A 6,472-nucleotide genomic window follows, 5' to 3' on the forward strand; every position below is an offset into this window, starting at 1 on the left:
CACCAGCACATGCCGACGCGTCCGTGCTCCGGGGTAGTGCGGAACTCGGCCCGATCAGACACAGATCCAGCAGTACAGCCGTTCCCCGCGCCGCTGAGCCCCGCGGGCGAGTTCCGCCAACTCGTGCAGCAGGCCGCCGAGCACGTCGGTGTCACCAAACCCCTGCTCTTCGACCCAACGTCGCGCCGCCGCAGCCAATTCAGCGGCCTCCACCCTCGCAAGGACGCCTTGAAGCTCATCGCTGATGGTGAGCACCAGACGCTCGCCTCCGTCGCGTTCGGCGACGGCGTGCGAGGTCCGAGGCCGTGCCAGGAACTCGTCAAAGTCGACCCCGGTCAAGATCCCCTCGATCGCTCCGAGATCGGTCGTCGAGTCGAACCCCTTGGTGGCCACGACGTGGAACCCCGTCTCGGCCAGCCGAAGCCGCGGCCTGAGGAACTCGCGAAGGCCGTCGCGCCCGTAACGTCGCACGATCTCCGGGACGGACATTGGCAGCTTCGCCCCCACACCATCCGGCCCGCCGGGCAAGTCGATGGTCGTGGCGGCCGACTCGTCCGATACCGCGGAGAAGTAGTCATACATCACACCCACAGGCGAGATCATGCCAGGGAGTGACGCGGCACCCCAGCCTGGTAGCCGCCAAGACTGGCTCCGATGAAAAAGGTCCCTCCAAAGGAGCCGCACCCATCTGAGTTGCTCGGTCCCCGTCGTGCAGGTCGCAGAAAGCGACGGCGTACTGGAGCCGGTGACAACTGCCGTGCTTTCCGCGCTGGTGGTGACAAGTAGCGTGCTGACTTGGTGACAACTACCTTGCCTCGCCGTGCTGAAACCGCAGGTCAGTGGCCGCCGATGGTGACAACTACCGTGCTTCGGTACAGCCATCGACCGCTGAGCCGAAGCACGATAGTTGTCACCATCGGCAGGCTTGTTTTCGCTGGCGGGGCGCGGTGTGTTGTCGATCGCCTCGTCCAGCTGCTCGGCGTGGCCGTCGGGCAGGGGCTTGAGTGCTCGGTAGTAGGGGTGGTCGTCTACCTTCCTGTGCCAGTGGGAGACGTTGTGCCGCTGTCGGCCCCAGATGGCGCGAAGTTCGGGATCGTGGGCGACGTGCGGTGGGCAGGGAGCGAACTCGGAAGGCGCGCACGCGGTCAGGAGCTCGTCGGCGTCAGGTCCTGCAAGCCCACCACCCGCAGCAACTGCAAGCGCTCGTACGACTCTGTGCCCGGGCGGGCCGTGTGGATAACGAGCTGCTGGTTGTGGTCGGAGTTGACGAGGATCTCGCAGTCGAGTTCGAGGATGCCGATCGCAGGGTGCCGGAAGCGTTTCGTGGCGGCGCGGCGTACGGCGACCTCGTGTTCGTCCCAGAGGTAGGCGAACTCCTTGCTTGCGGCGCATAGTTCGGCGACGAGGGAGGCGGGTTCGGGGTCCGTGGGGCGGGCCGAGGCCACCGCTCGCAGGCCGGCGACCTGCTCGCGGGCGCGCTCCGGGCGGTCCTCGGGAGGGAACAGCTCCTGGGCCGCCGGGTCCAGGAAGAAGCGGCGGATCATGTTGCGTTCTCGGGGCGGGCGGGCGAGAGCGTCTCCGCTCAGCGCCCGCGACAGCGCGTTCTGGGCCAGGACCTCGCCGCAGTCGGTCACCACCATCGCCGGGGTGTCGTGCAGCCGGTCCAGCACCAGGAGCAGGCCCGGGCGCACGTGCGTGCTGGTCGCCTCCCGGCGCGGCGGCTCTTCACCGGTGAGGTGGAAGAGGTGGTCGCGTTCGTCCTCCGTCAGGCGCAGGGCGCGGGCCAACGCGGTGAGCATCTGGCGGGACGGGCGCGGGCCCCGGGACTGTTCCAGCCGCGTGTAGTAGTCCACGGACATGCCAGCCAGCTGGGCCACCTCCTCACGGCGCAGCCCCGGCGTACGGCGGCGGGCGCCGGCTGTGAGACCCACGTCGGAGGGGTCCAGGCGGGCACGAGCGCGGCGCAGGAAGTCGGCGAGTTCGGCTCGGTTCACTTCTCCAGGGTGCGGGACGCTGGCCGGCTTATCCAGGGACTCCCGATCCCCTGATGAAGAGGTCTCTCCCCGTCGTCCCCGCATCCGCCGAGGCTGGTCATCAACGACAGGCGACACAGTGCGTGAGGAGCACATCATGCTGACCTTGGTGACCGGTACGACGGGACAGGTTGGACGCCGCTTCGTGCCGAGGCTGCTGGTCCAGCGACAGCCGGGCGAGCAGGTGCGGGTCCTGGTGCGGGACGCGGCCCGTGGCGAGCGCTTCGCGGGGCTGGGCGCCCAGGTCGCCGTAGGAGATATGCGTGATGAGGAGACACTCGGCAAGGCGCTCGCCGGCGTGGACGCCGTCGTGAACGTCGCCGCCTCCTTCCGCGGGGTGCCGGACGAGGAGGCGTGGGCCGTCAACCGGGACGCCGCGGTGGCCCTGGGCCGCGCCGCGCAGGCCTCCGGCGTGGAGCGGTTCGTGCAGGTCAGCACGAACAATGTGTACGGCGTCGGACGGGGCCGCCCGCTGACCGAGGAGGACGAGAGTCGGCCGGGCGGCGCGATGTGGGGCGCCTACCCCGAGTCCAAGGCCGAGGCCGAGCGCGAACTGCTCGCGCTTAAAAGCCTGGACGTACGCATCGGGCGGCTCCCCTTCGTCTATGGCGAGGGCGACCCGCACCTCGCCAACTCCTTGCATTGGGCTGCTCGTTGGGCGCCGCACCAGCGCCTGCAGATGGCCCACCACGCGGACGTCGCCCAGGGCCTGATGCGTCTGCTGTACGCGCCGGGTATCGCCGGCCGGATCTACAACATCGCCGATGACGCTCCCGCCACGACGGTCGAGCTGTACCAGCTCAACGGCGTCGAGGTGCCCGCCGGGGTCCACGAGCTCACGGACCCCGACCCGTGGTTCGGGATCGTGTCCAACCAGCGGATCCGCCGGGAGCTCGGCTTCCGGCCGATCTACCCGAGCGTCTGGACGGCCCGGGACGCCGGAGCCCTGTGACGGTCACTGCGCCGGGTCAGTCCACCCCTGTGACCCGCGCTGGGCGATCAGCACGGCCAGGACGTCGGCGAGGAAGTCGTTGGAGACCACGCTGCAGCCGGACTTGCCGTAGACCTCGTGGGGCGCCCGGTAGGTGTACCGGACGCTCACGTCCATCTGCTGCACCGGCCGCTTACGGGACGGCGGCTTGATGCCCTTGCCCAACCGGTACGACAGGCTCACCAGTTGGATGAGCGAAGCGTAGTGAACCTGTGGCAGAGTGCTACGCGCACGCCCGGCGCCCAGGCGACGCCCGCACCCTCCTCGGTCGGGTCTTGCGGCCCGGTCGACCAGCGTCCGCAGGGACGTGCCACGCGGGCTGGCGGCTCCTGTCGTTCAGTACCAGGGCACGAAGGCGATTGGCTCCCAAGGCTGAGCAACGCTCAGGCTCGCTAAGCCAATCAGAGACGCTGAACGGCGGTGATCCGGCCCTTGGTCCGGCCGGAGGAAGGGCGCTTGGTGATGGTCTGCGGGGGAGTGTCAGTTGAACTTCGTCATCTGAGCGTCAGTGGCGCAGGCGCGGTGACCTGGTCGTTGGCGCTGACGGGTGATGCTCACCCGTTGCTGACCTGAGTGACGAAAGGCCATGTCATTCTCACGCCGACCGCCACGCTGCACTGACCCTGGGCATGGCAGAACGCCCCCTGCACGACTGTGGTCGTCGTGCAGGGGGCGTCGTCATGCGTACTCGCGTCGCGGGCCGAGGCTTATGCCGATGAGCCCGCCGCCCGTCTCATCCGGCTGCGGGTTCGGCGCACCGTCCTTCCGGCAGACGAGTGCGTCCGGGTCCCAGCTCGGCCGACGAGGGTGCTGACGGCCACGCCTCACTTGCCGGCCTCGTAGGCCAGCTGGTTGGTGCCAGGACCAGGTCTCCTCTGCACCGGTTGGGAAAGGCCTCTTCCTCGTCGTAGTGCTCGCCGTGTTGGAGAGAGTGGAAGAGCATCCCCGTGAAGCGGTTGAAGAGGTTGCGCTGCGCGGCAATGTGGCGGTCACCTGCCTCTTTGCGGCGGTCATAGTGGGCTCTGGCGCCCGGGGAGGCAGCCAGGGATGCGAAGGCCCAGACGTGGCCGACGGCAGCCAGCCGCTGGGTTCTTGACCCGCTGGGGGTCTTTCCCAGACCAGGGCAGACGTACGGCGGGACCATCCCCGCGCGCGGGCTCGCCCGCCATCGCCCGGATGGGAAACGCGCCCATGCCACATGGCCTCCTACCGGCGGTAGGTGCGATCACCGCCCACGCGGTGTCAGAGAGCTTCCCCATCCCTCACGGCCTGACCAACGATCCGTTGACCGGAAAGATGCCTAGACGCCGCCGTCCGGGGCGGACGCCCGGGCCGTGCGGCGGAAAGCGGCCCGGTAGGCGCTCGGGCGATGGCCGGTGTGGCGGGCGAAGAGGGCGGCGAAGGTGCCGGGGTCCTGGTAGCCGACGGCCGTGGCGACGGCGGCGACGGTGCGGTCGGTGGTCTCCAGAAGATGGCGGGCGCGACGGACTCGGGATGCCTGGAGGTGGGCCAGCGGGCTGCGTCCGGTCTCTTCGGCGAAACGGCGCAGCAGCGTGCGGGTGCTGACCCGGAAGGCGTCCGCGAGCGCGGCGAGGTCGTACCGCTCGGCGAGGTTCTGCTCGAGCCGCCGCATGACCCGCTGGGAGAACTCCCGGCCGGGCTGCGGGAGGAGCAGCGGGTCGACGTACGGGGTCTGCGAGGTCCGCGCGTCGTCGACCAGCGCCACCCGGGCCGTGGTCCGGGCCACCCGGGCGCCGTTGTGTCGGCGGATCAGGTCCAGCGCGAAGTCGTACATGGCGCTGAAAGCGGCCGTGGTCGTCACACCTGTGTCGGTGACGACCAGGTGCTCGGGCTGGACGTCGGCGTCCGGGCAGCGCCTGGCCAGCTCGCCGGCGTGCAGCCAGGAGGTGGTGGCCCGGCGCCGCTCGAGCAGCCCGGCCTCGGCGAGCAGGAACGCGCCGACGCAGAGGGAGACGACTGCGGTGCCTGCGGCGGCCTGCGTGCGGATCGCCGCGATCTCGGGGGCGAGCCGGGCGAGGCGCGCGTCGAGGTCAGTGTTCGGGCGCAGTTCGAAGCCGGGGACCACGAGGACGTCGACCTCGCGCAAGGGACGCACGTCCAGGCTCGCGCCGCCCGAGGCGATCACCCGGCGGCGGGGCGAGACGACCGACACCCGGTAGCGGGGCGCGTCCGGCCCGGCGACATGCCCCGCCATCGTCAACAGGTCCGGAACGCCGAACACTTCGGACGCGAAACAGTCCGGGTACGCCAGGATTCCGACCCGCAGCGCCCCCGGTCCAGTGCCCGGACCCGCACCGTCCTCCGCCTGCCGTGCCGCCTCCGCCATCGTTCCCGCACCCCCTGGTGTCCCCGACCCCGGATCGCCGACCACGTACCGCTCGACGCCCTCGCGTGTGGCGAGATTACCCCTGGCCTTGGCGATCTGGCCCCTCACCCGGCGGCCGGCCCCGGGACCAGGCTGACCCCATGAACGACAACGATCCGATCAACGACTTCACCCGCCGTCGCGTGGCCGTGGAGGGGGTGGAGAAGACGGTGTACGTGGCCGGAGCCGGGCCCGCGGTCGTGGTGCTGCCCGAGATGCCGGGCATCAGCCCCGACGTCCTACGGCTCGCGCGCTGGGTGCGGGACGCGGGCTTCACCGCCCATGTGCCCTCCCTGTTCGGAACGGACGGCGCCTTCCCCACGGTCGACGGCGGCCGGGAGGTCGTCCGCCGCGCCTGCGTCAGCGCGGAGTTCCGCGCCTTCGCCGGGGGCGGCACCAGCCCGGTGACGGTCTGGCTGCGCGGCCTGGCGCGCCAGGCCCACACCGCGTGCGGCGGCCCCGGGGTGGGCGCGATCGGCCTGTGCTTCACCGGCAACTTCGCCCTCACCATGGCCCTGGAGCCGGCGGTGATCGCCCCGGTGGTCAACCACCCGTCGCTGCCGCTCGACGACCCAGGCGGACTCGAACTCGACGCCGCGGACGCCCGCGCGGTACGCGACCGACTCAACCGCGACGGACTCACCGTCCTCGCCTACCGCTTCGAGGGCGACCGCTGGTGCACGGGGCAGCGCTTCGCCGCCTACCGCGCACTGCTCGGCGACGCCTTCGACGGGCGCGTCCTCCCAGACAGCGCCGCCAACCCGGCCCCACCGCCCTTCTTCGCCGACCTGGTCGGCACCCCGCACAGCGTGGTCACCGCCCATCTCGTCGACGAGGCCGGCCACCCCACGGTCCGGGCCCGCGACGAGATCCTCGCCTTCCTCACCGACCGCCTGCACCCGCACACGAACCGACCGCTGCCCGCCACCTGAGGACCCTGGTCCACCGGACGGGGGTGCCTTTCCCATCAAGACGTGGCCCGCCGATCCGGCCAGGCGCACGCCGCAGGAGTGGGACGCTGTCCGGGAGGCCGTGCCTGGAGGCCGGTTCCTGCCGTCCAGC

Annotated in this window: 6 protein-coding genes and 1 pseudogene; 2 read left to right on the plus strand and 5 right to left on the minus strand. The window is 70.8% G+C overall.

Going from position 1 to position 6,472, the window contains the following annotated elements; translation table 11 throughout:
* Nucleotides 1-54 precede the first annotated feature (54 nt).
* Together ABZ904_RS43505 and ABZ904_RS43510 are read right to left on the minus strand one after the other, a co-directional pair.
* The gene (locus ABZ904_RS43505) at nucleotides 55-591 is read right to left on the minus strand and encodes a hypothetical protein (protein ID WP_361003545.1); all 537 of its coding nucleotides are present in this window, start codon (nucleotides 589-591) and stop codon (nucleotides 55-57) included.
* A 554-nt stretch (nucleotides 592-1,145) separates the two neighbouring features.
* Nucleotides 1,146-1,994, minus strand: a complete 849-nt coding sequence (locus tag ABZ904_RS43510; protein ID WP_361003542.1) for a helix-turn-helix transcriptional regulator — start codon at nucleotides 1,992-1,994, stop codon at nucleotides 1,146-1,148.
* Between the two features lie 136 nt (nucleotides 1,995-2,130).
* Between ABZ904_RS43510 and ABZ904_RS43515 the strand changes: the two genes are divergently transcribed.
* Nucleotides 2,131-2,985, plus strand: a complete 855-nt coding sequence (locus ABZ904_RS43515) for an NAD-dependent epimerase/dehydratase family protein (RefSeq protein ID WP_361829651.1) — start codon at nucleotides 2,131-2,133, stop codon at nucleotides 2,983-2,985.
* 3 nt (nucleotides 2,986-2,988) lie between these two features.
* Here ABZ904_RS43515 and ABZ904_RS43520 read toward each other — a convergent pair whose 3' ends face one another.
* From ABZ904_RS43520 to ABZ904_RS43530, 3 genes and pseudogenes are all read right to left on the minus strand, one after another.
* Nucleotides 2,989-3,207, minus strand: a complete 219-nt coding sequence (locus ABZ904_RS43520; RefSeq protein WP_361003537.1) for a hypothetical protein — start codon at nucleotides 3,205-3,207, stop codon at nucleotides 2,989-2,991.
* Nucleotides 3,208-3,913: 706 nt separating this feature from the next.
* Nucleotides 3,914-4,093, minus strand: a pseudogene (locus ABZ904_RS43525) (IS110 family transposase); the annotation flags it as partial.
* Between the two features lie 231 nt (nucleotides 4,094-4,324).
* Nucleotides 4,325-5,371, minus strand: coding sequence for a helix-turn-helix domain-containing protein (locus ABZ904_RS43530; protein ID WP_361829653.1), 1,047 nt, complete (start codon nucleotides 5,369-5,371; stop codon nucleotides 4,325-4,327).
* 140 nt (nucleotides 5,372-5,511) lie between these two features.
* Between ABZ904_RS43530 and ABZ904_RS43535 the strand changes: the two genes are divergently transcribed.
* Nucleotides 5,512-6,342, plus strand: coding sequence for a dienelactone hydrolase family protein (locus ABZ904_RS43535; protein ID WP_361829655.1), 831 nt, complete (start codon nucleotides 5,512-5,514; stop codon nucleotides 6,340-6,342).
* Nucleotides 6,343-6,472 lie beyond the last annotated feature (130 nt).

It is taken from the genome of Streptomyces sp. NPDC046900 (assembly GCF_040644975.1).
In the GTDB taxonomy this organism is placed as follows: Bacteria; Actinomycetota; Actinomycetes; order Streptomycetales; family Streptomycetaceae; genus Streptomyces.

Coding starts and splice junctions, on each gene's coding strand:
- ABZ904_RS43530 (WP_361829653.1), bottom strand. CDS start 5,371: ATGGCGGAGGCGGCACGGCAGGCGGAGGACGGTGCGGGTCCGGGCACT.
- ABZ904_RS43515 (WP_361829651.1), top strand. CDS start 2,131: ATGCTGACCTTGGTGACCGGTACGACGGGACAGGTTGGACGCCGCTTC.
- ABZ904_RS43535 (WP_361829655.1), top strand. CDS start 5,512: ATGAACGACAACGATCCGATCAACGACTTCACCCGCCGTCGCGTGGCC.